Annotated in this window: 20 protein-coding genes; 10 read left to right on the top strand and 10 right to left on the bottom strand. The window is 36.2% G+C overall.

Annotation, left to right across the window (positions count from 1 at the left end; translation table 11 throughout):
* Positions 1-304 precede the first annotated feature (304 nt).
* The 4 genes from PN471_RS20900 (at position 305) to PN471_RS20885 (ending at position 7,778) form a co-directional block, all read left to right on the top strand.
* Positions 305-847, top strand: a complete 543-nt coding sequence (locus PN471_RS20900; protein ID WP_271778477.1) for a Uma2 family endonuclease — start codon at positions 305-307, stop codon at positions 845-847.
* A gap of 28 nt (positions 848-875) precedes the next feature.
* The gene (locus PN471_RS20895; RefSeq protein WP_271778476.1) at positions 876-1,484 is read left to right on the top strand and encodes a hypothetical protein; all 609 of its coding nucleotides are present in this window, start codon (positions 876-878) and stop codon (positions 1,482-1,484) included.
* 274 nt (positions 1,485-1,758) lie between these two features.
* Positions 1,759-7,095, top strand: coding sequence for an O-linked N-acetylglucosamine transferase family protein (locus PN471_RS20890; RefSeq protein ID WP_271778475.1), 5,337 nt, complete (start codon positions 1,759-1,761; stop codon positions 7,093-7,095).
* Positions 7,096-7,148: 53 nt separating this feature from the next.
* Positions 7,149-7,778 carry an REP-associated tyrosine transposase gene (locus PN471_RS20885; protein WP_271778474.1) on the top strand — a complete coding sequence of 210 codons (630 nt, stop codon included), beginning with the start codon at positions 7,149-7,151 and terminating at the stop codon, positions 7,776-7,778.
* A 58-nt stretch (positions 7,779-7,836) separates the two neighbouring features.
* Here the strand turns inward: PN471_RS20885 and PN471_RS20880 are convergent, their stop codons facing one another.
* The 7 genes from PN471_RS20880 to PN471_RS20850 form a co-directional block, all read right to left on the bottom strand.
* Positions 7,837-10,080, bottom strand: coding sequence for an O-linked N-acetylglucosamine transferase, SPINDLY family protein (locus PN471_RS20880; RefSeq protein WP_271778473.1), 2,244 nt, complete (start codon positions 10,078-10,080; stop codon positions 7,837-7,839).
* A 117-nt stretch (positions 10,081-10,197) separates the two neighbouring features.
* Complete coding sequence (locus PN471_RS20875) at positions 10,198-10,740, bottom strand: type IV pilin-like G/H family protein (RefSeq protein ID WP_271778472.1); 543 nt, start codon at positions 10,738-10,740, stop codon at positions 10,198-10,200.
* 181 nt (positions 10,741-10,921) lie between these two features.
* Entirely contained in the window at positions 10,922-11,446 is a 525-nt protein-coding gene (locus tag PN471_RS20870; RefSeq protein ID WP_271778471.1) for a type IV pilin-like G/H family protein, read from the bottom strand.
* A 306-nt stretch (positions 11,447-11,752) separates the two neighbouring features.
* Entirely contained in the window at positions 11,753-12,463 is a 711-nt protein-coding gene (gene rpiA / locus PN471_RS20865) for a ribose-5-phosphate isomerase RpiA (protein WP_271778470.1), read from the bottom strand.
* Between the two features lie 178 nt (positions 12,464-12,641).
* On the bottom strand, positions 12,642-13,103 hold the full coding sequence (locus PN471_RS20860; RefSeq protein ID WP_271778469.1) for a tetratricopeptide repeat protein: 462 nt from the start codon (positions 13,101-13,103) through the stop codon (positions 12,642-12,644).
* A gap of 4 nt (positions 13,104-13,107) precedes the next feature.
* A complete protein-coding gene (locus PN471_RS20855; protein WP_271778468.1) occupies positions 13,108-14,049 on the bottom strand; it encodes a homogentisate phytyltransferase in 942 nt (313 codons plus the stop codon).
* 105 nt (positions 14,050-14,154) lie between these two features.
* Entirely contained in the window at positions 14,155-15,015 is an 861-nt protein-coding gene (locus PN471_RS20850; protein WP_271778467.1) for a methyltransferase domain-containing protein, read from the bottom strand.
* A gap of 191 nt (positions 15,016-15,206) precedes the next feature.
* Here PN471_RS20850 and PN471_RS20845 point away from each other — a divergent pair, with 191 nt between their 5' ends.
* Both PN471_RS20845 and PN471_RS20840 read left to right on the top strand, forming a co-directional pair.
* Complete coding sequence (locus PN471_RS20845) at positions 15,207-16,562, top strand: TrkH family potassium uptake protein (protein WP_271778466.1); 1,356 nt, start codon at positions 15,207-15,209, stop codon at positions 16,560-16,562.
* A 301-nt stretch (positions 16,563-16,863) separates the two neighbouring features.
* On the top strand, positions 16,864-18,393 hold the full coding sequence (locus PN471_RS20840) for a thymidylate synthase (RefSeq protein ID WP_271778465.1): 1,530 nt from the start codon (positions 16,864-16,866) through the stop codon (positions 18,391-18,393).
* A 322-nt stretch (positions 18,394-18,715) separates the two neighbouring features.
* Here PN471_RS20840 and PN471_RS20835 read toward each other — a convergent pair whose 3' ends face one another.
* The gene (locus PN471_RS20835; protein ID WP_271778479.1) at positions 18,716-18,925 is read right to left on the bottom strand and encodes a DUF6444 domain-containing protein; all 210 of its coding nucleotides are present in this window, start codon (positions 18,923-18,925) and stop codon (positions 18,716-18,718) included.
* Between PN471_RS20835 and PN471_RS20830 the strand changes: the two genes are divergently transcribed.
* Positions 18,849-19,007, top strand: a complete 159-nt coding sequence (locus PN471_RS20830) for a hypothetical protein (protein WP_271778480.1) — start codon at positions 18,849-18,851, stop codon at positions 19,005-19,007. The two genes, PN471_RS20835 and PN471_RS20830, sit on opposite strands and share 77 nt — an antisense overlap.
* Before the next feature lie 187 nt (positions 19,008-19,194).
* Here PN471_RS20830 and PN471_RS20825 read toward each other — a convergent pair whose 3' ends face one another.
* Both PN471_RS20825 and PN471_RS20820 read right to left on the bottom strand, forming a co-directional pair.
* On the bottom strand, positions 19,195-19,404 hold the full coding sequence (locus PN471_RS20825; protein ID WP_271778464.1) for a type II toxin-antitoxin system RelE/ParE family toxin: 210 nt from the start codon (positions 19,402-19,404) through the stop codon (positions 19,195-19,197).
* On the bottom strand, positions 19,388-19,675 hold the full coding sequence (locus PN471_RS20820) for a type II toxin-antitoxin system Phd/YefM family antitoxin (RefSeq protein WP_271778463.1): 288 nt from the start codon (positions 19,673-19,675) through the stop codon (positions 19,388-19,390). Before PN471_RS20820 ends, PN471_RS20825 begins: the two co-directional genes overlap by 17 nt.
* Positions 19,676-19,906: 231 nt before the next feature.
* On the opposite strand from PN471_RS20820, the gene PN471_RS20815 reads away from it, so the two are divergent.
* The 3 genes from PN471_RS20815 (at position 19,907) to PN471_RS20805 (ending at position 25,190) form a co-directional block, all read left to right on the top strand.
* Positions 19,907-22,294, top strand: a complete 2,388-nt coding sequence (locus tag PN471_RS20815; protein WP_271778462.1) for a GH116 family glycosyl hydrolase — start codon at positions 19,907-19,909, stop codon at positions 22,292-22,294.
* 1,789 nt (positions 22,295-24,083) lie between these two features.
* Positions 24,084-24,335 (top strand): hypothetical protein, encoded by a 252-nt coding sequence (locus tag PN471_RS20810; RefSeq protein ID WP_271778461.1) that lies wholly within the window; start codon positions 24,084-24,086, stop codon positions 24,333-24,335.
* A gap of 471 nt (positions 24,336-24,806) precedes the next feature.
* The gene (locus tag PN471_RS20805) at positions 24,807-25,190 is read left to right on the top strand and encodes a HetP family heterocyst commitment protein (RefSeq protein WP_193892668.1); all 384 of its coding nucleotides are present in this window, start codon (positions 24,807-24,809) and stop codon (positions 25,188-25,190) included.
* Positions 25,191-25,408: the final 218 nt, after the last annotated feature.

The following is a 25,408-nucleotide window of genomic DNA, read 5'->3' as shown; positions in this document are numbered from 1 at the left end:
GAACAGGAAAAACAGCGGGCTGAACAGGAAAAACAACGGGCTGAACAGGAAAAACAACGGGCTGAACAGGAAAAACAACGGGCTGAACAGGAAAAACAACGGGCTGATAGATTAGCAGCGAAATTGCGAGAATTAGGGGTTGAATTTGATAATTGAACAATCTTGTATATGGAGATGATTTAAATCACAGTTAACCGGGCGGTTAGGAACCGCGTCTACACAGGCAAAACCCAGATGGTATGTGGGTTTAAATTCCTTGAGTTTGTTAAAATTAAATAGCAGAAAAATATGGAGTTTTTGCCCAATGAAAACTTTAGTTAAATGGACAATTAGCGACTACCATAAAATGATTGAATCAGACATTTTAACAGGTCGTAATTGCGAGTTAATAGATGGAGAAATTGTAGAAATGAGTCCAGAATTACCTCAACATTATAATACTTCAAAAAGAAGTGTAAATTACTTAGGAAATCTTTTACAAGGAAAAGCAGATGTCAGGTTTAATGGTCCAATTACTTTGTCTAATTCTGAACCAGAACCAGATATTGCCATTGTTAAATTACCCGAACACAGATATAATGAACATCATCCATATCCCGATGATATTTTTTGGTTGATTGAAGTTGCTAATACGAGTTTAAGTAAAGATTTATCAATTAAAAGAAAAATTTATGCTCAAGCGCAAATAGCTGAGTATTGGATTATCAACTTAACAAGTCAAGAATTAATAGTTTTTCGTAACCCTGACAACGGGGATTATTTAATGGAAGTAAAATGGCAAGAACCGATAATTAAGTCTTTAGCTTTCCCTGATATTGAGATTATTGTTAGTCAGATGTTGAATTAAAAAATTCTAAATTAAATATAGGGAAATTATGTCTTTTAATAAATACAAAAGTATTGCTGATGTTTTACAGGAATTTCCACTCACTTACAAAGAAAAAAATTTCATTGAACAAGTACCTATTGAAACTGATCCGTATTTTAAGAGTAGACTAGATTTTATCCTAGAAGAAGGAGTTGTTTTTAATTCAGAATATGCTGTTTGTGAAAGCATTATTTACCCAGTTCTTGTAGAAGTATGGCGACAATATGCTAATAAATTATTACTTTGGAGTCATCAACCTTTAAATTATGATGAGAATTTATCAGGGATTCCTGACTATATGGTTGCTCAACGTTCTTCTAGGGGTAAAATTATTTTGGAGAAGCCCTATCTAATTATAGTGGAAGCTAAAAAAGATAACTTTGAGGAAGGTTGGGGACAATGTTTAGCGGAACTGATTGCTGCACAAAAAATGAATGGTAATCAAAATAGTCGGTTATTTGGTATAGTTTCTAATGGTAAGTTATGGGAATTTGCAGTTTTGCAAGAAATGCAGTTTGTTAAGAATGTTAAATATTATGTATTAGAGGATTTACAAGCGCTGATGGAGGCGTTAAACTTTATATTTAGTAATAGTTTTGAACAGGTTATTTATTGAGTTTTTAACTTTTTCATGTTAATTGTAAATATTTATGAAAATAAACGTCCGCGTGTCTATAAGATGATAGATTTTCCGGGATTGTGGGTACTATCTAGATGTAGAGGTAATTGAGGGGGGAGTTAAGCAAGCGATCGCACTCATGGAAAGACTGGTACAATTACATCCAAATAGACAGAATTATTAGACTGTTTTGGCAAATGTGAAGAAGAGAGAGACAAAGTGAGAATATTCAAAATACCTTTAATAGTTTCCAGAAGAATAGTAATAAAGTATGACTCATAAACTAAACAAATCCAATACTTCAGAGTGCAAAAAAAAGTTTAACCTCTCCTATCATGTGGATTTTGCTTACTGGTGTGAGCAATTAGTAGGATTTTCTAATAAAGATGTTTTAGAAGTTGGTGGAAGTCTACCTAAAGAATTTGTATTTGAATATTTAAATGCTAAATCCTGGACAGCATTAGAATCACCAGAATATGAAAATTCTCTGCAAGGAGTTAGCAATATTTCTCAAGCATCTTTATTGCCTCAATTATCTAATTACCAAGAATATAGTTTCCAGAGTAATAAAAATTTAGACCAATATAAATTTTATGCGGGAAATATAGAAGAATTAACTGTCGAACATTACAACAAATATGATTTAGTGTTCTCGATAGCTGCATTTGAACATATTCACCAATTTCCTGCAGCTTTGGAGAAAATGTTTCTAGCATTAAAACCTGGAGGTCAACTTTTTTCAGTATTTTCGCCAATTTGGTCAGCCCATGATGGTCATCATCTACCAACAATCACTGAAGTTAGTGAACAGAGAAAATTCGATTTTCATAGCTCTCCTATTCCTCCTTGGGGACATTTGTTAATGCGCCCTTCAGAGCTTTGCCATTATTTATATCAATTTACTGATAAAAAAACAGCAGATTTAATGGTTTATCATGTCTATAATTCTCAACATATTAACCGATTTTTCACTGAGGATTATTTAGACTTTTTAACACAAAGTTCATTTAAAATTAAGAAATTTGATTTGATTGGCTTATGTGAAGTTCCTGAAGAAATACAGCAAAAGCTAGAAATCCTATATCCTGGCAGAAAAAATTTTTCTAATAATGGAATTATCGCAGTCTTGGATAAAAAAAATGAAAATAATTTTGATTATCTTCCTATCAATGATAAAAATTTACAACCAAATATTGATTCTAAAAATGTAAATTCCGAAACAAAATCAGAGGAAGAATCAAAGAGTTATTCATCACCTCAAAAATTCAAGAATACATTCAATATTGTTAATTATCTAGGCAGTAAACCTCGCATAGATATAGTGTTACAAGCTACTGGAAAACATGGTTGGTCTTTTTCTCACGGTTGGCTAAACCTTTTACAAAGGTATGGCTTATTAAATCGTGCATTTAGTCCCGTAGCTATCTGGAATGCAGATGAACCATCAGATGATAATGGCTTATTTGAATATTTAAAAAATCCAGAAGCTGATATTATGATATTGCCTGGATTTGACTGGCATTCTCAACCACTACATAAAACAGTAAAATGGCAGGACAGATGGCATCAAGCTCAAATTAAAAAAATAGCATTATTACAAGAATGTTACTCTTCTGAAGTTGTTCAAGGTACTCTTGAATGGAAAAAACAGATGAATCAAGCACTTGTAAATACAATTGGTTGTGTAGATGCTTTAATTTCTAATCATGAACCTGATGTCTCTTTTTTGAAAAATACTCTAGATGTATCGTTACCTATAATTTTCTTACCTTTTTATATTGATATTGAATACTTCAGAAAGTATAAACCATTCACAAAAAGGATAAATCGAGCATTATTTAGGGGTAATGCCCCACGTCATTTTACAGAAAAAGCATACAAAGAACGACAAGAATTAATAAACATATTAAATCAATCACCAAATGTAGATTTATTTTCTAATAATTTGTATGGTGCTAAAAATTGTTTTGAGGCTATGCAAGATTATGTTGAAGAGCTAAATTCATATTCTATACTTTTAAATTTACCATCACTAGCACCTACATTTACAGTTCGTCCATTTGAAATCATGGCTTGTGGCGGTGTGTTATTACAAAATAGGATTATAGGTGAGCAATCACAGCAGCTTTTTCAAGATTGGCAACATCTTGTTTATTATGATGCTAATCAACCAAAAGATTTGATTGGCAAAATTGAGTATTTGATAATTAATCCAGATATTGCAAATAAAATTGCAGCCCAAGGACAAGAATTATGTTATCAGTTACACACTATTGAATGTCGATTAAAAACAATTTTAGAGTGGACAAATAATAATTTTCAAGACATTTCATTTTTGCATCATTTTCAAAATCCACATAATATTAATCAATCCAGCAATATAGTTAATGCTATACCAACCGAGAAAGAATTGGAAATTTTAGCAAAATCGATTCTGCATTCTAAATTTAAAGTTATAGTTGATGCTGTATTTTTTCAACTATATCAAACAGGAATCGCTAGAGTTTGGCGCAGTCTCTTAGAACAATGGGTAAACACCGAATTTGCTAATCATATTTTAGTTTTAGATAGAGCCAATACAGCACCAAAAATCAATGGTATCCGTTATCGCACCATTCCCCGCTACGACTATAACAATACCGAAGCTGATAAAGAGATGCTTCAACAAATCTGCAATGAAGAAGAAGCGGAACTATTTATTTCTACCTACTACACCACACCTATAGAAACGCCTTCGGTATTTATGGCTTATGACATGATTCCCGAACTATTAGGGGGAGACTTAAATGAGCCTATGTGGCGAGAAAAACATCATGCTATAAAACACGCCTCAGCTTATATTTCTATCTCTGAAAATACAGCCAAAGACTTAAATAAATGTTTCCCTGATATACCCTCAGAATCAATTACTGTTGCCCACTGTGGTGTAGATGCTCTTTTTTCTCCTGCTTCTGAAAGCGAAATTAACGCTTTTAAATATAAATATGGTGTTACCAAACCGTACTTTCTATTAGTTGGTACTGGTAGTGGTTACAAAAATGGTATTTTATTCTTTCAAGCTTTTGCCAAACTAGCCAGTAGCTACGGATTTGATATTATTTGTACTGGTATTGGTGGAGTTTTAACACCTGAATTAAGAACCTACACATCAGGTAGTGCCGTACATCTGGTACAACTGAGCGATGAAGAACTGGTACTAGCTTACTCTGGTGCAGTGGCACTAGTTTATCCTTCTAAATATGAAGGCTTTGGAATGCCTTTATTAGAAGCAATGGCTTGTGGTTGTCCTGTGATTACTTGTCCTAATGCTTCAATCCCAGAAGTCACAGGAGAAGCCGCTATTTATGTTAATGATGATGATGTTGTCGCACTGGCAAATGCTCTGTGTGAAGTGCAAAAGCCAAATATTAGACAAGCATTAATTACCGCAGGTTTAGCACAATCTAAAAATTTCTCCTGGACAAAGATGGCTGAAATTGTGAGTTCTGAGCTAATTAATACAACTTTATTGCCTTTGAATCTCAGAGAAATTAATTTAATTATCTTTCCTGATTGGTCACAACCAGAAGATGAACTAGGTCTTGAGTTACAAGAGGTAATTCAAACATTAGCAACTCATCCTAACAGCGAAAAAATCACTCTTCTCATAAACACAGGTGACATAGATACTGAAGATGCAGAAATCTTTTTATCTAGCGTAGTAATGAATATATTGATGGAAGAAGAAATAGATATAACTGAGGAGTTAACAATTTCTTTACTCATTGATTTGAATGAAATTCAGTGGCAAGCCTTACTTCCTTGTATTAATGCGAGAGTTTCTTTAGAACATGAAAACCAAAAGGTAATTGTCAACAAACAAGTAGAACAAATTCCTTTATATTCTCTGGAAAATTTAAAAGAAGTAAGTGCAGAACAGTTTTTTTTTCAGCTAGGAAATAGCTTATTTTCTCAAAGCAAATATCAAGAAGCAATTATACAGTATCAAAAATTTCGGCAGATTCAAATAGGTAATCCTGAATTTTACTGGAGTTTCAGCGAATGTTTCAGACGACTTAATCTTCTTGAACAATGTTTTGCCGTTCTTCAAGAAGGAATTAAACTATATCCTGTTAATGCAAAACTCCACTTCACTGTAATTGTTAATTATCAAATGAGTGGACGGGTTCAAGAGGCAATTACGGCTGCTAATATAGCGTTGCATAACTTACCTAATAATCGCACATTTCAATTAATTTCTAATCTTATCTTACCTAGTGTTTATGATCAAGTAGAAGAAATTAATGCTTACCGACAAAGATTTAAGCAAGGACTTGATAATTTAATTAGTAATATTCCTCTCAATAATATTGAAGACCAACAAAACACCCTAATTGCTACTAGTTGTTGGACAAACTTTTATCTTCCTTATCAAGCAGATAATGTTCTAATTTTGCAATCTCAATATGGTAATTGGCTGCATCAAATCATGAAAGCTAATTATCCTCAGTGGGGTATGCCATTATTAATGCCTCCTCTAAAAGAAAATCAGAAAATCCGCATTGGCTACGCTTCTCATTATCTACATTCCTATAGTGGGACACTCTGGTTAACTGGCTGGCTGCGCTACTGCGATCATAATAATTTTGAAATCTACTGTTACTATACAGGTAATCAAGCAGATGCAATTACTGAAAAATTTCAAGAATATAGCGATTTTTTCTATCATATTCCTGATAATTTACCAGCAGTTTGTGAACAGATAATTGCTGATAAACTTCATATTTTAGTCTATCCCGAAATTGGTATGGACCCGCCAACTATACAAATGGCAGGTTTACGACTTGCACCTGTGCAATGTGCAGCTTGGGGACATCCTGTAACTACAGGTTTACCAACGATTGATTATTTTTTATCTAGTGAGTTAATGGAAGGGCAAAATGCTCAAGAACATTACTCAGAAAAATTAATTCTCTTACCTAATATTGGTGTTTCTTATCCTAAACCCTATATTCCGTCAGTTATTAAAACTCGTTCAGATTATGGTTTAAGTGATGATGATGTAATTTATTTATGTTGTCAAGCACCTTTTAAATATTTACCACAGTATGATTTTATTGTGGCGGAAATTGCTAGTCGCGTCTCTCAAGCTAAATTTGTCTTTTTACGGGGTAATGTATTAAAGCCTCGGTTACAACGTGCTTTTGCTGCGGTAGGGCTAAATAGTGAAGATTACTGTGTCCATCTGAATATTCCAGAACGACTAGATTATCTGATGATTAATTTGCTTTCGGATGTTTACTTAGACACATTTACTTGGTCTGGTGGTAATACTAGTCTGGAAGCGATCGCCTGTAATCTTCCTATAGTAACTTGTCCAGGGGAATTTATGCGTGGTCGTCACACAGATAGTTTTCTCAAAATGATAGGTGTAACAGATACCATTGCTAGTAACGAACAAGAATATATAGAAATTGCTGTTAGATTAGGTTTAGATAAACCTTGGAGAAGGAGTATTGCGGAAAGAATGAGCCAAAATCACGACTGTCTTTTTGATGATAAGGCTTGCGTTACAGGTTTAGAGTCCTTTTATAAAAAAGTTTGTAGTAAGCACTTCAGTGCTTCTTGAATTTTAAAAGAGCAGGCTAAAGCCCTCATTACTAACTTGCTTTAGAAAAATCTATGTACGAGTATCATAAACTTACAGATGAACAAAAAGCCGAACTAGTCGAATATCGTTTAAGTCGAGGTTATCCACCTCACTCACCACCACATCCAGTTAGAGATAAAGAATTTTATTTATTAACAGCAGCTTGCTATGAACATAAGTGTCATCTTTATTCAGAATCACGTCGTCAGCAACTGTTAGAGATGATATTTAATAATTTTGGTGATGCTGTGAGCAATGAGGTGAGTGCTGAAGCACTCACTACAAACTGCAAGATTTGTGCGTGGGTGATTTTACCTAATCATTATCATTTGCTGGTTCAGTTAGTAAATTTTGATGTTTTGAGTGAGTTATTTCGCAAAATACATGGTGTGCTTTCTCGTCAATGGAATCTTGAGGATAATGTAACTAAGCGAAAAATATGGTATCGGTGGTCAGATAGAGCTATTCGTTCTCAACGGCATTACTATACAACTTTGAACTACATTCATTACAACCCGGTGAAACATGGCTTAGTAAAATCTCCTTATGATTGGGTTGAGAGTAGTGTCCACTGGTATTTAGAAACTTATGAACGGCAATGGTTACGTGATTCTTGGGTTGAGTATCCAATAAGAGATTACGGCACAAATTGGGATGATTAGTCCGTAGTAAGCACTTCAGTGCTGTGATTTAGATGAGGGCTTAAGCCCTCACTACAAGCTAACTATCAACGTATTTCTGCCACATCTGTTGATAGGCATTCTCCATTTCACGGGTAAATTTTTCCGCATCCCATAAAGGTGCGTTTTTTCTTCCTTGTCTTAACTTCCAAGCAACCTCTTGTCTAAGTTTTTCATCCTTACCCAAACGCACACCCCACTCTACATACTCTTCCTCAGTCCAAGCAATCCCTTCTGTAATACCAGCATTAACCATCATGCCGTAACTATTGCGGGCAGAGAATTGTTTACCCACTCTAGTAACTAAAGGAATACCCATCCATAGAGTCTCTAAAGTTGTGGTTGCACCATTATAAGGATAGGTATCTAAAACCACATCAGCAACTTGTAAATTAGCCCGATGGACGGCTTCACTACCGGCATAGGGTAAAAATTTGATGCGAGAAAAATCCACACCCGCCTCTGCCGCAATCTTCTCAAAAAATACCTTAGTTGTTTCTGGATCAGCATCTCCTTTAATCAAAAGATAACTATTAGGTACTTCTTTGATAATTTTCATCTGTAATTGTAGATGGGGTAGATGCCTTTTATATCCTTTTTGAGTCATGAAATAAATAATGGCATCACTAGGAATATCTAAATCTTCCCTTTGTAAATCAGGTACATCTATCTCAAAACCGTCAACAGCAATATAGGTTTGAGGTAGTCGCCAAATTGTCTCGCTATAATAATCCTGTGCTGCTTCTGGCAACACATAGGGGTCAGCAATAAAATAGTCAATTGATGGTAATCCTGAACTATCCCACCCTAACCATGTTACCTGTATCGGTGCAGATTTGATTGACATTAATTCACAGGCTTGATCTAAAGTTAAACTATCTAAATCCACTAAAATATCAATTTCATCTGCTTGGATTTGCTGCCAAACTTTATCATTTTCATGAAGTCCAAATTTATAAAACTTATAAGATTTATCAACAAAATATCTTTGAGTAAAATTTTCTATTCCTTCAGAATCGTCAAAAGAATAACAATGTATTTTGAATTTTTCTGGGTTATGATGTTTAAAAAGCCAACGGCATAACCAAGAAACAGAATGTCGTTTAAAACAATGGGAAATATAACCAATATTAAATATTTGTTTATTTCGATTTAGATTCTGTCTTCGTAAATCTAAGTTTTTAGAATTATGTTCTACTATTTCTGCATATTTTTTAATAAAGTGGGATTGGCAAAAACTAGAAATTTGATGTTGAAGTATGTGGTTTCTTTGTGGTTTATCTTCAAAATATGGAAGAGAAGATAACGCATTAGATAACCTGGTTATATCTATAATATGATCAATATTAGGTTGGGTTTCTACTAACTGCTCAGTTAATACGATCTGCTCTTGCAATCGATCATAAGCTTCTTGCCAATAACTACCAGAAGTCATTAATCCTCTGAGAACAACTTGGTTAGCACAAATTTTTTCTGATAAAGTATTTGCTAGTTCATAACATAGTTTAGCTACTGCTATGCCTTTATCATATTGTTGATTGTTTTGATAAAAATAGGATATTAGTGTTAAAATTTCTCTATGTTCAAGATGATAATTCTTGGGAACTCTATCTAGACACAGTTCTGCAAACTTTGATGCCAAGTCTGGTCGTCTATAAAAAGCTGATAATTTGATACATTGGGTCATTACGGTTTCAATAATGATCATTATCGAACTATCTGGATGATTTTGTAAGCAAATTTTCGCAAAATCAAAAACTGAATTAAATGCTGCTTTTTCTGTGCTTGTATAAACTAACAATTTTTTAATAACATCTAATAATAAAGTTAGATTACAATTATCTGTTGTGACACATAAAGAATTACTGATTGACTCTAATAATTCTGAGGAATCATCCTTAAAGGTTTCTAATTGAATAACAATTGCAACCAGATGCAATAAATTATTAATATCTTCAGGGGCAATTTCTTTGATATGCTGACGAATTGCCCAAGCAACATGATAGTCTTCTATTGTGATGCGACGCTTGGCTTCTTTGTCTAAAACTTCTATTAATTCTGTGATGTCAAAATCTGCTTCTGCTACTTCTGATAATGCCGTAAACCAAGTTACTTGCGCTTCTGTTTCCTGACCTTGTAATAAGAATAGTAATCCCAGATACCAGTAATAAATTTTAATATCAGATTCTCTTTCTATTGCTTCCTCATACAGTTTTGCTGCGGCACTATAATTTTCATTAATGAGATACTCTTGTGCCTGTTGCTGCCAGTTATCCTGAAGCATAAAATTTTTAACCTATATACTCTATAACTATTTTGCAATAAGAACATTAACCCCCTATGTCTAACATAGAGAGTTAATTGTGTAGTCTTACTCTTAATTGGTGAAACAATTCAAGAATTACTTAATTAGTTTACCGCTGCCACTAATACAAGTTATACCAGTTGTACCGACTGCGGTTTTACCACTTGCTTCCACATTGGTGGTTTCACAGAGATATGCTACACTTGTTAGTTCAGAGTTAGATCCAACTGATTTCAAATAAACATTACCACCGTAGTTTTTCAGCCCACTTCCAGTGGTTACTATACTTGAATAGTTAACAGCATAAGCAGCTGTACCAGCACCAGTACCAGCCTCAGCTGTGTATGTGTAATTTGCAGTCTGAGTGGCAATACCAATACCCATAGCATCAATGCTGGTTGTAAAGGTATCATTCTCTGTCATAAAAGCTTGTTGACCTCTGTTCATAGAACCAACATAAGTCTTAGCTTCAGACTGTTTAGCTTTCTTAGCTTGATTCAAAAAGGAAGGTAGGGCAATAGCGGACAGAATACCGATGATGATGATAACAACTAACAATTCAATCAGGGTGAAACCTTGATCATCTTTCTTTTTACCAAGAAGGTGTTGCAAGAATTTGGCTTTCAGTTCAGTTTTCATAGTAGTTTTCCCTGGTCGGAGTGTTGTTTGTTTCTTTATGCAAATAACTTACCCAGTTCTGATCAATTTCATATCACCCCAGCAAAAAATTTTTTTTCCTAGATATAAAAATGGATGAGAAAGCTTACATACAGGTGATTCCATCTGATTATGTTTATTCAATCAATCCAACCGTTGGCATTTATAAGGGTATCCAACCAGTGGGACAAGAAGCTAAATTCATTATTTGCTCAGTCCCTTCACCAGCAGCAGGACTTTCACATAAAATAGTGATGGTAACTGATCCAATAGTACCATCTGGGCTGAGAATCGTATTTAAATAGGGGACTCCTGCATAGGATTTCAAAGCTGCTTTCCTGGATATACCGTTATTTGTCACCACTGTGTTACTAGGAGCAATATTGATTTTATATAAATAGTTCTCTGTTTGCTGTCGAATACCAACACCTAATTCATCAACAGATTCAGTAAAGACTGTATTTTGTAGATAATAAGCTTGTTGACCGCGGTTCATTGCACCAACATATAGTTTAGCTTCTACTTGTTTAGCTTTATTAGCTCGACTCAGTAAAGTGGGGAGGGCGATCGCAGATAAAATACCAATCATGAGTATAACTACAAGTAGTTCAATTAGGGTAAATCCGGTATTACCTAGCTTTGGTGATAAAAAATAGCCTAAAAATTGCGTTCGGAAATGGCTTTTCATAGTATTTTCAATAGTTTAATCGAAAAAAGTGTGCATTCATATAGATGCAAAAATATGACAAAAAAGTGCGATAAGTGCGATCGCTCTTCCTCTAGTTTTTCCAATTATATGTGTAAAATTATACTGATAATTACCTGGGAAAAAGGTAATAAGCTGTTACGCAGCTAAATTTGATAACCATAATTTACTTGAACTTTGTAGTGCGGGCATCTTGCCCGCTAGAATTATACAAACTAAATGCACAACAGCTTAAGAAAAGAGTTCCTTTTCTTCCTCTTATCTCCTTTTTCCTAACTCGTCATTGATCTAAAGTTGTCTAACTACAGGTTTACCATCAATAACTTCACCAACAAGAACGATATCTGCACAATTGACGAAAATGCCATTTTCCAGAACACCGGGGATATTATTCAGTATTTTTTCCAGGTTTATAGGGTCATCAATGCGATCGAAGGTGACATCTAAAACCATGTTACCTTGGTCAGTGATTACAGGTCCTGCTTTTTTCACACCCATGCGTAGTTCTGGCTTACCACCAAGTGCTTTAATGGCATTTGTGACGGGGGTGATAGCCATAGGGATAACTTCAACTGGTACAGCGAAACTAGAACCTAAGCGCTCTACTAATTTACCACCATCAACGACAACAATAAATTGCTTTGCTAGGTAATCTACAACTTTTTCACGGGTATGTGCAGCACCACCACCTTTAATCAAATTTTTATGGGGATCTACTTCATCTGCCCCATCTATAGCGATATCTATATGGTCTACAGCGTCTAAAGTGGTGAGAGGAACGCCATACTCTTTTGCTAATACTTCTGATTGAAATGAGGTGGGGATACCGACAATATCTTTGAGTTCCCCTGATTTGAGGCGTTCTCCTAAATATTGAATGGTGTAAGCTGTGGTTGAACCTGTCCCCAAACCAACTATAGAACCGGATTTTACCAAATTGGCGGCGGCTTTGCCAACTTCTTGCTTCATCAATTTAACTGGATCTGCTGGTATGGACATTCTTTAACTCCTGAAAAATCAATTAAACGGTTCACTCATTTTACCAGAACACCCGGATTTATTCCTACTGCCTACTTCTTTTACCCTATCCGCTAAAATACAAGTATCACGGCAAACACGGGGAGATAAGTCAGATTCCCGACTTCTTTAAGAAGTCGGGGATCTTGTTGTTAAAAAATCACAGTTTAGACATTTTATCTAACAACAGGCTGACCTTTTTTGCCCTTTCTGGTTGACGCTGTTCTTGCAATAATTCTTTTGCTTGAACTAAATTAGCTTTCGCTTCCGTTTCCTGTTGTTCCTGCATGAGAATGTTGGCTAAACGTAAATAAGCATCAGGATTTTTAGGACTGCTATCAATTACTGCACAGAATAATGCTTTTGCCTCGGCAATTTGTCCTTGCTGATTTAAAATATCTCCTAATAACAAACGTACCATATCATTGGTAGAGTTGATAGCAATAACTTTTCTCAAGACTATTTCGGCATTTTCAAAATCTTTAGCTTGATAAAAGTTGATGCCTTTCTGAAATAAGTTGGAGGTAATCAATGTTTTGATACTCAAATAACCAAGAATGGCAAGACCAAAAATAACTACAGAAATGGCGATAATATTGGCAGTAGGAAATGTTTCTAACATGAGTTTAAGCTAATAAACAAGAGACGGGAAAAATTAGGTATTCAATGAAAAACAATTTCCAGATAAATTGATAGAAATTAGCAATGGCTTGTTTATCTTGTAAATCAACTCCTGCACCTTGCCACCATAAAACAATTAAAGTTACTGTATGGGTGACTAAAATGAAGATAGTGCTGACTTCCGCAAGATGGAATAAGGCGACTAAAATCATGCCAAGATAACAGATTGTTAATACCCAAAGTGCGAGATTAAATACTTTTTGTTGTCCGAGTTGGAGAGTGAAAGTTGTGATATTGTAAAATCTATCTCCTTCCATATCAGGAATATCTTTGAAGATAGCGATCGCAAATGTAAATACCAAGATAAACACAGTTAAAGCCCAAACTGCCCCCGGAATCCCTTGGCTGCTTTGCAATACCCAACTAAAATGCAAAAACAAACCTAAATTAACAATCGTTCCCCGCACCGAAAAAATGCACAAAGCAGCCCAAAACGGAAACTGTTTTAAACGAATTGGTGGTAAAGAATAAGCCGTACCAATTGCTAAACTTATTGTTACCATGCCCATTAAAAATGGTCCGGTTAGCCATGCTAAAGCTAAGGCGACAACACCGGCAATAATAACAATTAATTGTCCTTGTCCTCTGGTAAATTCCCCCGATGCTAAAGGTAAATCAGGTTTATTGATTTTATCAATGTCAATATCTTCTAATTGATTCAAACCAACAATATAAATATTGCCACTTATGCAAGCAACCCATGTTGCTAAAATTTGACTAATATGCAAACCAGAAAAATTTGTAGAAGTGACACCCAGGGTAATTAAATATAAACCCAAAACACTCAAAGTTGTTCCCATAATTGTATGGGGACGGGAAAACTTCCAAAAAGAATAAAACCAACTTTTTGGAGAAATAGCCGAGTTTTGTTGATAAAATTGATTCATCTTTTGTTCTTTTTTATTTGCACCATCTGAAGGAGTTGAACTTACAACATATTGCAACTATATGAGGTAAAAAATTTGATCAAAAAGCTATGCCATACAAGACTTTTACTCCTGACTCCTGCTTGATTTTGTCCCACGTAATAATCCAAATCGAACCAATCCAGTTTCATAACCTCGGCGCATTAAACCTAAAGATAATGCCCCCTGAATTGTCGTCCAACCAGCCATTAATAAACCGATAAATGCTTGGGGTGTAAAAGCCGAATCAATGACCACATTCCAAAAAGGTGCAACAGCGGTTGACCAATCAGCCGTGCGAATATTATTTAATGGTAATTGCCAAGCGATCGCTTCATACTCCGCTAAAGAGATAACATAAGGTAAACAATAGACTCGGTAAATATCTTCTAAGTGCTTCTGTTCATCCGTTGTCAGTGGCGACTTATCCGTATTCCGATGACACCATGTCACCATAATCAAAGTTCCACCGGGCTTTAATACGCGATCGCACTCTTGCAAAAACTTAGTTTTATCCGGCATATGTTCACCGCTTTCCAGTGACCAGACCAAATCAAAAGAATTATTCTCAAAGGGCATTTCCTGGGCATTGGCAACCATGAATCTAGTTTTTTGACTCAAATTCATCGCCAAAGACCTTTCAGTGGCTCTAGCAGCTTGTACAGGACTCAGTGTAATTCCCGTGGCATTTGCCCCAAACTTCTCAGCCAAGTATAAAGAACTACCACCAATTCCACAACCGACATCAAGAATATTTTTCGCACCCTTAACATCAGCCCATTTGAGCAACTCTTCAATTAAATCAATCTGTGCCTGACGGCGTTCTTTCACCTGTTTCCCATCTACACCATAATAACCATGATGCATATGTTCCCCCCAAATCTGTTCCCACAGACTGGAAGAAGCATCGTAAAATTCCTGAATTTGTTTGTAAAGTATTTGACTCATTAATTTAGTAATAAAAAGATGACAGGAAATTGAAAAAAAAACTTATTGATATGCTACCATCTATGCTTCTAATTAGATAGGGATATTTTTCTGCCTGGGAATAACTCATTAATTCTACCTTGCGAAGATATCAAATAACTCAAAAGTAGAAAGTTTATTCATTTTTCACTTTTAATCATCATTAATCACTTATGACTGTTGCACGGACAATTTGTTTGGGATTTGTCACTGTCATTCTTTTGGGAGCAATTCTCCTGACAATGCCTTTTTCAACTGGTAACGGTAATTGGAATGACCCAATTGTTGCCCTATTTACTTCAACTTCAGCGGTTTGTGTCACAGGATTAGCAGTAGTAGATACTGGCACTGAATTTTCCTTTTTAGGTCAATTATTTATTGCCCTATTAGCACAAATTGGTGGTTTGGGTTATATGACAACTACCACATTTTTAATGTTATTAATTGGTAGAAAATTTGACCTCAGACAAAAAGTAGCAATTCAACAGGCTTTAGACCGTCCAGGCATGAGTGGTAGCTCTCAAATTATCCGTTCTATTATTGCCACAACTCTATTATTTGAACTCACGGGAGTATTTTTATTAATGATCGCCTTTGTTCCCGAAAAAGGTTGGCAAGAAGGAACTTGGCTGGCTATTTTTCACAGTGTCAGTGCTTGGAACAATGCGGGATTTAGTTTATTTAAAGATAATTTAATTGGCTATCAATCTTCTCCTTTGGTGATTATCACAATTGGCTGTTTAATTATCTTTGGAGGTATTGGTTATCAAGTAATTTTAGATATGTATCTTTGGTTGCAAGATAGCTTTGCTTATCAGGGAAAACGCATCATAAAAAAAACAAGTTGTTTAATATCTTCCCTGGATTTTAAAGTTGCTACTAGCACAACCTTAATATTATTATTGCTAGGAACAATTGCACTTTTTTTCGTAGAAATTAGAAACGATAGCGTCTTTGGACAATTAAGTTTATCTGATAAAATATTAGCCGCTTGGTTTCAGTCAGTTAGCACTAGAACCGCTGGTTTTAATAGCATTGATATTGGCAAAATGACTAATGCCGGATTATTTATTATGATTGCACTGATGTTTGTTGGTGCAAGTCCAGGAGGTACAGGAGGAGGAATCAAAACCACTACTTTACGAGTTCTAACCAGTTGTACAAAGGCAATTCTTCAAGGCAAAGAAGAGGTATTATTATATAATCGTAAAATTGCCATTTCTTTAATTTTAAAAGCTGTGGGGGTGGTGTTCGGTTCATTAGCAACAGTGATTTTTGCAACCATTTTAATTAGTATTACTGACCCCAAATTGGCATTTATTCAAATTCTTTTTGAAGTAGTATCAGCCTTTGGTACAGTCGGACTTTCCACAGGAATTACCGCTACTGTTTCTACCGCAGCCAAATTAATTTTAATTCTCACCATGTATATTGGTCGCGTTGGGATTTTATTATTGATGTCATCTATCTTAGGTGATCCTCGTCCCAGCAGAGTTCACTATCCCGAAGAAAATCTCCTTGTTGGCTAATTACCAATTGCCAATTGATATCGAACTCAGCTAAATCTGATCACCATAATTTACTTGAACTTTGTGGTGCGGGCATCTTGCCCGCTAGAATTATACAAACTAAATGCACAACGGCTTAATTCCCATTTAGCTTCAACACATCCCCTCGGCAATTAGTTCTTATGTACCAACTACATCCGTTTCCTTGGGGTGTGACAGTTGTGAGTGCGGAATGTGGGTTTTTGACAATGTGTGATTAATCTAGACTAATTATTGTATCCTGAATAAAAACTTAGTAAATTCAGCGAGTGGTTATCTCAATATGGGTCAAATCACCCAGTTCCATTATACAGCACAGCACAAACCAAACCAATTGATTTATGGTAGCGGTCAAACCGCAGTGATTACAGGATGGATGGTGAAACAAGCGATCGCAAAACATCTACAATCAAATGAATATGCTGTAATTGGACAGTTATACTCACCCACCAGAGGTATCAACTTACTAATTCGCAACTTATTACTAAATCCTCATGTGCGGTATTTAGTTATTCTCAATGCTACCAAAGAAGATAAAAATGCCGGTGCTTGTCAATGTTTAAGTGATTTCTTCCGTCATGGTGTGGAAGAGAGTATTAGTGATGCTGGGCGAAAATCTTGGGTAATTCGTTCTCAAGTTGCTGGTTATATTGATATTGATATTGATATAAATACCTTGGAAAAATTACGCCATTCCGTAGAGATTCAAAACGCTACATCAATTGCTGATGCTGTCGAAAAAATTCAATATTACGCCCAAAAAGAAACAGTTGCACCTTGGGGAACACCTGTAGAATTTCCCATGACTACAGTTGAACCAACAGTTTTACCAGGAACACGCTATGGACACAGAATTGAAGGAAAAACCATCGCCGAAACTTGGGTGAAAATCATTCACAGGATTAAAACCACCGGCACAATTAGACCAACTGGTTATGATGGTAAATGGCAAGAATTAATCGCCTTAATGGCAGTTGTCACCGCAGAACCGGAAGATTTCTATTTTCCCGAACCCAATTATTTACCCATAGATAGAAGTTTTCTCGAAGAATATATTTCGCAAATTTTAGATGATGCCAAGAATCAAGAAGGAGTAAAATACACCTATGGGCAACGTTTACGTTCTTGGTTTGGACGTGATCAAATTGAACAGGTAATTGACAAACTAGCAAATGATATTGATTCCGCTAGGGCTGTGATGTCCTTATGGGATGCTAGTCAAGATGACAATGATAATCCACCTTGTCTAAATCATATTTGGGTGAGAATAGTTGACAATGAACTCTCTTTAACAGCGACATTCAGAAGTAATGATATGTTCTCAGCTTGGCCAGCAAATGCGATGGGATTAAGAGCTTTACAAAAGTATATTTATAATTCTTTAATTAAAAAAACTGATCATGTTTTGAAAATGGGAGCATTAATTACCATTAGTCAAAGCGCCCATATTTATGATGATTGTTTTGAAAATGTCGCCAATGTCATTTCGTCTCAATATTCTAAAATATCTCAGCAAAAAGACTATTTTGATCCTGCTGGTAGTTTTATTATTACCATTCAAAATAATCAAATTATTGTCGAACATACAACTCCTGGTTCTGGAGAAGTAGTTAATTGTTATGCTGGTAAATCTCCACATAAACTTTCCCAGCAAATATTCGCAGATTGTCCTAGTTTACAAGTATCTCATGCACTCTATTTAGGAGTGGAATTGCAAAAAGCGGAAATGGCTTTATTAATGAAAGAACAGTTTATTTATGAACAGGATAAACCAGTAAAAATGCAGCTACATCAATGCAGTAATCTCAAATAGTGTAGGTTGGGTTGAGCAGTAACCGTTCACAGGGGTAATTGGTGACTCAAATACTGTGAAATAGAATGTGTGAAGTAATTACAGCTATGAAAATCACTTGCTAATCCATCTGGAGTACAAATGAATAACTACGCAAAACACAGCAGTATTTATAACAGCCGCATTATTTGTGGGTTCGACATTTTCAATTTGCACAAATAGCCACAGCGCAGGTTCAACCTTTAAGAGTTGGGTTTATTAATGGTTCCCAAGCTGAGTCTGATGTCAAATATTTCCGCCATTGCTGTTTTCACCGTTCTCTGACTATGGCGATACAGTCCACTCAACACTGCAATGGCTTGTAATTTATTACCTCCTCACACTCAGATTCTGGATACAGAAACTTTGTAAATCCCTTGTGTCCTGGTTGTCCTCCTCTCTTTTTCCCACTTTTTTTCTTGATTGGTTTCTTTTCTGTGTTGAGTGGATCTGCTGATGGTGGTGATGATGAATTCTTTGATGTTCTATTTAGTTTTTCTTCTAATTCTTGTATCCACTGCTTCATCTCCTCCATCCGTGCTTTGACAATCGCTGTTTTGGGATGTGTGGGTGCGATCGCTGTTTTGGAGATGTGAGGATGAGCAATCGCTTTTGGGGTTTGGGAGTGCGATCGCTATTGAGTGTCAAATTTTATAACTCATCTCCTAATAAATCCTGTATATTTTCCAATCTCTGCTGAGAACCATGACGAACACGATGAATATATACAACTTCTTCCTCTTCCCCAAGATTTTTAACCGTAAATAAAATTAAAAATTGTTTTTAGTAAATAAGTTGTCGAACATCAATCCCCATATACTTACTTTCTATAGCAAGAGAACAACGTTGGGGAAAATTTTCCAACGTCAGCATAATTTCATAACATCCCCGCACCCAACGAAAAGCTCGTTCCTGTGACTCCTCTTTTATCCACAGGAAAATACTCTCAATATCAGCAATAGCACTAGGTGAAATCTCAATCCGGTATGCCATATTTTTCCTTAAATTCTGCAAATGCTTGATTTAAGGGCATACCCTCACCTTGTTCAAACTCATTTATACTTTTACGTATCTTAGCAACAGATTCTAGTACTTCCAGTCTATCAATCATTTTTTGATAACTTTCAGCATCTTGAACCACAGCAGCAGCTTTACCATTCACAGTCAGCACAATGGGAGATTTAGTTTCTTTTAACTTATTCAGAAACATCTTTGCTCCACGCTGAAATTCTGATAAGGGGTGAATATCGCTTAGGCTAAACATGATAATTTCAACAAATTATTTGATAATTTCATGTTAATTGTATGAAAATATTTTGTCAAGGGAAGATATAGCTGTTTTGGGATGTGGGGAGTGCGATAGCGAAGCGATCGCAATTTAGTTATATAATCAAAGATTAGGAACTGTAATTAAATAAAAATATTTTCATGATTCACTTGAGAAAAATCACACATCGCGCTAGTCTTCATAGCGTCAACCCGTAAAACTCAAACCATGACAAAGCACGCCCAAATACCCTCCTGCACCTGGAAACGTCCCATTGGCTTAGGCTGGGATAAACCCTACACCGTCCGTTATCCTAGTAATATTGATGATGGTCCCTGGCACGGAATACCTCTTGGTGGCTTTGGTGCAGGGTGTATAGGACGTTCTTCACGGGGAGACTTTAACCTGTGGCACATTGACGGGGGAGAACATACTTTCAAAACCGTTCCCGCTTGTCAATTTAGTATTTTTGAATCGGGACAAGCTTACGCATTATCTACCCAACCCCCAGAAGATCATACACTGCAATCTTGGCAATGGTATCCACAATCTCAGGAACAGAACTCAGGTACATATCACGCGCTTTATCCCCGCAGTTGGTTTGTTTATGAAAATGTCTTAAAAACTCAATTAATCTGCGAGCAATTTTCACCAATTTGGGCAGATAATTATCAAGAAACAAGTTATCCTGTCGCGGTTTTTTTGTGGAAAGCACATAACCCCACGACTGCACCAATTACTATTAGCATTATGCTAACTTGGGAAAATATGGTGGGTTGGTTTACTAATACTTTAAAATCTCCTGAAGTTAAAGTTAGAGATGATGGTAGTCCAGTTTATGACTATCTACCACCCTGGGGAGAAAGTCAAGGAAATTATAATTGTTTAGCTGAAGATCATCAATATTTTGGTTGCGTTTTAGGTCAAGTTTCTAATAGTCAAACTGTTCAAGAAGGGGACGGAACTTGGTGTATTGCGACTACTAAAAATCCCCAAGTGGAAATATTTCATCATTGCCGATTTAATCCTGTGGGTAATGGTGAAGATGTTTGGCAAAGTTTCTCTACAGATGGTTCTTTACCTAATTATCTAGATGAAACTCCCGCAGATGAAAATACTCGCTTAGGTGCAGCAATTGCGGTGCGTTTTACTTTGCAACCTGGGGAAAATTTAGAAGTTCCTTTTGTCCTCAGTTGGGATTTCCCCGTTACGGAATTTGCAGCGGGGGTGAACTATTACCGCAGATATACAGACTTTTTTGGTTGTAATGGTGAGAATGCTTGGCAAATTGCCACTACCGCTCTTAAAGAATATCAGAATTGGCGATCGCTCATCGAAAATTGGCAAACCCCCATTTTAGAAAAGTCAGATTTACCTGACTGGTTCAAAATGGCTTTATTTAACGAACTCTACGATTTAACTAGCGGCGGAACTCTCTGGAGTGCGTCCTCGGAAATTGATCCCGTTGGTCAATTTGCCGTGTTAGAATGTTTAGATTACCGTTGGTACGAAAGTCTAGATGTGCGGTTATACGGTTCTTTTGGATTATTGATGTTATTCCCAGAATTGGAAAAGTCGGTAATTCGCGCCTTTGCTAGGGCTATTCCCCAAAGTGATGATAGAACTAGAATTATCGGTTATTATCTGACTATCAAATCGGAAAGTCCCAACGCAGTTCGGAAAATTGCCGGTGCGACACCCCATGATTTAGGCGCACCCAATGAACACGTTTGGGAAAAAACCAATTATACCAGTTATCAAGATTGCAATCTGTGGAAAGATTTAGGTTGTGATTTTGTTTTGCAAGTATATCGAGATTTTCTGCTTACCGGTGCAAATGATATTGCGTTTTTAGCAGATTGTTGGGACGCTATTGTCCAAACTCTCGATTATGTGAAAACTTTTGATCTCGATGGTGACAGTATACCAGAAAATTCTGGCGCACCTGACCAAACTTTCGATGATTGGCGCTTGCAAGGTGTCAGTGCCTATTGTGGTGGTTTGTGGTTAGCTGCTTTGGAGGCTGCTATTGCTATTTCTAAGATCTTAACGAACCACAGAGGCACGGAGGACGCAGAGGTAGAGGCACAAGGGTCTATTTATCAAGGTTGGTTAAATCAATCAAAACCAATTTATCAGGAGAAGCTTTGGAATGGTGAGTATTACCGGTTGGATAGTGAAAGTGGTTCTGAGGTAGTTATGGCTGACCAATTGTGTGGGCAATTCTACGCTCGTTTATTGAGTTTACCAGATATTGTCCCCAGCGATCGCGCTTTATCCGCCTTAACAAAAGTATATGATGCCTGTTTTCTCAAATTCCAAAATGGTAAATTTGGCGCTGCTAACGGTGTTCTTCCCAATGGGTTACCAGAAAATCCCCATTCTACCCATCCTTTGGAAGTTTGGACAGGCATCAATTTTGGTCTAGCAGCTTTCTTGGTGCAAATGGATATGAAAAATGAAGCCATGCGGTTAACTGAGGCTGTAGTTAAGCAAATTTACGACAATGGCTTACAATTTCGCACCCCGGAAGCTATCACCGCTAATGGCACTTTCCGCGCTAGTACCTATCTCCGCGCTATGGCTATTTGGGGAATTTATTTGCTAATTCCTTAAATCCAAGGTTCTTTATATCCCCGACTTCTTAGAGAAGTCGGGGATATTGTTATTCAATTTTATTTTCCTGTTGTTTCCGGAATTGCACGAAAAAATCAGTAATGGTTAAAAGTTGAGGAACTTAAATCTGAAAACAAATGTCTTAAGATACACTTTTTTCCCTTATTTAGCCACAAGAATAACTTCTAAACCCACACAGAACATAAAATTAGTCGTTCTCACCAAATATGGATAAATTTTCTACTCAAGTATTATAGGGTTAACTAGCGAACTAGTACCGCAACGCGTTCGTCAAAAGTCAAAAGTCAGCAATTAGCTACTCCCTTCTAGGTGAAAGATTACCTATCTTCTTTTCTTCTTCCTTCCTGTTCTTCATGTCTATCCCTTCGGAACGCTTATCAACCTCAAACCTTTGATTCATTTACGTTTTACGTTTTTTCAGCAAGCCCTACATAAACATAAGCTGTTGTGCATTTAGTTTGTAAATTCTAGCGGGCAAGATGCGTGCACCACAAAGTTCAAGTAAATTATGCTTATCAAATTTAGCTGCGTAACAGCCTAATCACCAATTCCCCACTTGATTTAGGGCTATGGTAGCTTAAAAGATTAAAATTACCCGCTCGAAAAAATTCTCCAGTCTAGTTGACAACAGACGAGAATTTATCCGTAGACTCCAATTGTATAAAAATATGAGTAGTTGCAGGATAGTTGAATAAAGCAAGGACAGCAGGAGCTTTATCAAGCTATTTAGTCAGGTTGGTCAGGTTCAAACGCGGTTGTTGACATCTACGACTGGCAGTATTGGTGATAAGTTCCCAGTTAGTTTGCAAATATTCAAAAATTTTGATTCAGAGCGAACTGCTGCAAGCAGCGCTATCGCCTTCAAAATACCCTCGTTGCTTAAAAGCTTAAACAACTTGGGAATTACACTATAACCTCCTCATTCTTATCTGTCAAGCAATTACCTTATCCATTTTTGGGGAAGTTATCCAGAACATCCGCGTAGGTCATTCCTACTCAACCCTGAACAGCAGCAGTTCACATCCGTTTTAGCCAATTTAATTAAGAACTACTTAGCCATAGGGACTCAATCCTGAGTCAAGGAGTATCGGCTTTAACCACAAGAATCCCCGGACATTGACAATAGATAATGATAGTTATTCCTACCGAATTAGCTTGATGAATATCCTGTGATCTTACTTATAGTAATAAATTGTATACATGTCATTAGCAGTTTACCAATTCCAGTTAATGGCCATACTGCCTAATAAATAAATAGCTATAAGTAACCGAATAAGATAATAGCTAAAGGTTCATGTTGATACAGTTTTTATTATCCACATCTAGCTGGATGTCTTCTTCGTCCAAAAGCAACTATCTTGATAAAATTAATTACCCAGCAATATTAGAGTATTGACAAGAAAAGATTTTGCTAATTTCTGGATTGTTTATTAATTGATATTTATATCTATTTATCAAGATTACAAATCAATGAAATGCTTACACAGCAAGACTTATATCCAAGCAAAATGTAAATTTAAACATTTCTTTTGTTTTCATGAAAATTTAATTTTTTTGAATATAACCATTGATCAAAACTATTTATATTTCAGGAGCTTAGATCAACCATATTAGTGGTGTTTCTGTCTTGTATGGCAATGATAACATCTGCTATTGAGATCAAAGTGGGGGGTAACACCCCTCATTTTTTGCCAAGTGGGGACAAAACCCAAACTTGCACAAGACATAAGTAAATATCTAGATAAGTTCAGTAAATTTAACTTAAATCTTGCCACCTTGGCAGATGACATTAGCGACAAAAAATAGTATAAATAAAAATGTGGCTTTTGAAATTGAGAAATTAACGGTTTTCCTGATTCCACTGGTGCAATTGTCGGCTTTTACAGCAGAAGCAGCAAAAGCAATGGTAATAAGTTATACAGCAGTAACTAGGGCGAAGCCAAAAATTTCCACTTGGAAGTTTCAACAGTACACAACGGCATCTACGAAAAGCTACGTCGAACTTAATTCCTCTCGGTAGAAAGCAGAAAATTTGGTAAATTTTTACCTTTGATTCATTAGTAAGTATAAATCTGAAGCCCAGAAGCAATTAATATATATTATCTGGAGTGAGCTATAGATATTACTAATTGAAAACTGTAAAACTGCCTAGAAAATCAGAGTATACACGGACAGCACAGTAGTACAGAGGCTTGATTAAAAACAATCAGGTTTTCAATCACAGGTCAGGTTATGAAAAAAATCATCAGGTCAAATGCGTTTTTTAGCTCAGTTCAACGGGTAGTTTTAGGGATGCAGTTCTCTGAAATCCGTTCTATCCAGGTATCCGTGTTCGCAATTACCGTATTTTTGCAGCAAGTTGTTACTATTTTTCACATCTGCCACCAATTGATTATTTATAGGTTCTGGTCATTCCCGCAACAGCTAGGCTGAAGACCATCGCATTTGCAGAAACTGGACTAATTTACTCAATTCAAGAATAACTAAGATTATGAATCAAGATATTGCTGGCAGTGGTAACAACTTAGAACCAAAAATCCATCCCGAACAGTTAGACCAAGTAGTTGAAGCGATTTTAGCAGGGAAGTATTCTTGGGCTTGTGTTTTAATGTTACGATTCGTAGGCTATAATCCAATGCACTATATCCCTTATCGGACTTATAACCGCATTCTCAAAGAAAATGCTCGTACGAGTCGCTCCAATCCCCAAAATAATGAAACTCTCAAAATTGCTAAACCCACCACAGAGAAAAGATCCGAAGGCAATCTGGCATCTAACTGTTTAAGTAAGATTAAGGATATAGCCTATATGGAAGTGGGAGGTAAGCATCATGCTGAAGCACGCGCTAACAGTAGGGAAAAAAAGTCGGCATAGTTGCTGATAATCTCGTAATTGCTTGTTACTCAGATCAATTGATTGGAAATGTGAGTAACTGCAATTACTGACTTCGTTGTAAAAATCTGCCAGAATGGCAAATACACACTGATAACATCCTATAGATTAGAAATTGGCATTCAGTTTCTGATTAATTAAATAAATTCTTCATTAAGACTGATGAACCATAACTAAAGGTGGTTCTTTTTCCTAAGAAG

Source organism: Aphanizomenon sp. CS-733/32 (assembly GCF_028330045.1).
In the GTDB taxonomy this organism is placed as follows: Bacteria; Cyanobacteriota; Cyanobacteriia; order Cyanobacteriales; family Nostocaceae; genus Dolichospermum; species Dolichospermum gracile.
This window is presented reverse-complemented; position numbering and strand designations above follow the sequence as displayed.